This window comes from Rhizobium sp. BK512 (assembly GCF_014194915.1).
GTDB lineage: Bacteria > Pseudomonadota > Alphaproteobacteria > Rhizobiales > Rhizobiaceae > Rhizobium.
This window is the reverse complement of the sequence record NZ_JACIAS010000024.1, coordinates 1-1,321: the sequence shown is the minus strand read 5'-3', so window position 1 is coordinate 1,321 and position 1,321 is coordinate 1. Positions and strand designations below refer to the sequence as shown.

At 59.0% G+C, this 1,321-nt stretch carries 1 protein-coding gene and 1 other annotated feature; the gene reads right to left on the bottom strand.

Features of this window, described 5'->3' with window-relative positions:
• Positions 1-39: 39 nt before the first annotated feature.
• Positions 40-1,271, bottom strand: a protein-coding gene (locus FHX06_RS35460; protein WP_183851289.1) for an IS3 family transposase whose coding sequence is annotated in 2 segments (ribosomal slippage) — positions 40-980 and positions 980-1,271 — 1,233 coding nt in all. Because the reading frame shifts where the segments join, the coding sequence is not laid out codon by codon here.
• Positions 871-987, bottom strand: a sequence feature (AL1L pseudoknot). It overlaps the preceding gene by 117 nt.
• Positions 1,272-1,321: the final 50 nt, after the last annotated feature.

The following is a 1,321-nucleotide window of genomic DNA, read 5'->3' as shown; positions in this document are numbered from 1 at the left end:
TGAACCGCGCCGGCTTTACCGGAGACCGTTTGGTTTAAGTTATGCGGCCAATGCTGGTGCGTCCAGCATGGCATAGTATCGTTCTTCAGCCTCGGCTGGCGGTATGTTGCCGATTGGCTCCAGAAGGCGTCGGTTGTTGAACCAATCGACCCATTCCAGAGTGGCGAACTCCACGGCTTCGAAGTTGCGCCACGGCCCACGTCGATGGATGACCTCGGCCTTGTAAAGACCGTTGATCGTTTCGGCGAGAGCGTTGTCATAGCTGTCGCCGACGCTTCCGACGGAAGGCTCGATTCCTGCCTCCGCTAATCGTTCGGAATAGCGAATTGACACGTATTGCGAGCCGCGGTCGGAATGATGAACCAGCCCGCCACGGTGAACTGGCCGCCGATCATGAAGTGCCTGGTCGAGGGCATCGAGCACAAAGCCCGCATGGGCAGTCCGGCTTGCCCGCCAACCGACGATACGGCGAGCAAAGGCATCGATGACAAAGGCCACGTAGACGAAGCCCTGCCAGGTCGCAACATAAGTGAAATCCGAAAGCCACAACATGTTCGGTGCTGGAGCAAAGAAGTGTCGGTTCACCCGGTCGAGTGGACATGGCGCGGTCTTGTCGCTGATCGTCGTGCGGATCGGTTTGCCGCGAATGATGCCCTGCAGCCCCATTACCCTCATAAGCCGAGCGACTGTGCAGCGGGCGATGTCGTAACCCTCCCGTTGCAACTGTCGCCAGACCTTGCGCACGCCATAGACCTGGAAGTTCTCGTTGAACACCCGGCGTATCTCGACCTTGATGGCAATGTCGCGTCGGGCGCGGGATGACAGACGATCCACGTCCGTGCGCTTGGCGATGACCTCATAATAGGTGGACGGGGCAATCGGCAGCAGTCTGCAGATCGGCTCGACCCCGAGCACCGAGCGGTGTGCATCGATAAAGGAAATCATCGCTTCAGTGGGCGGTCGAGCTCCGCCATCGCAAAATATGCAGAGGCTTTACGCAAAATCTCGTTGGCCTGACGAAGCTCGCGGTTCTCCCGCTCCAGGGCTTTCATCTTCTCCGCAACGTCACTCGGCAAACCCGCACGCTTGCCGCTATCCACCTCCGCCTTCTTCACCCATTCATTGAGCGTATGAGCCGAGCAGCCGATCTTGGCGGCTATGGAAGACACGGCCGCCCACCGCGAAGGATGCTCGGCTTCATGCTCGACCACCATCCGAACGGCGCGGGTGCGGACTTCAGGAGAAAACTTGTTCGTCGTCTTGCTTGTCATAGACCCTACTTCTCACGAGTTGGGGTCTCCGGCAAAGCCGGGACGGTTCA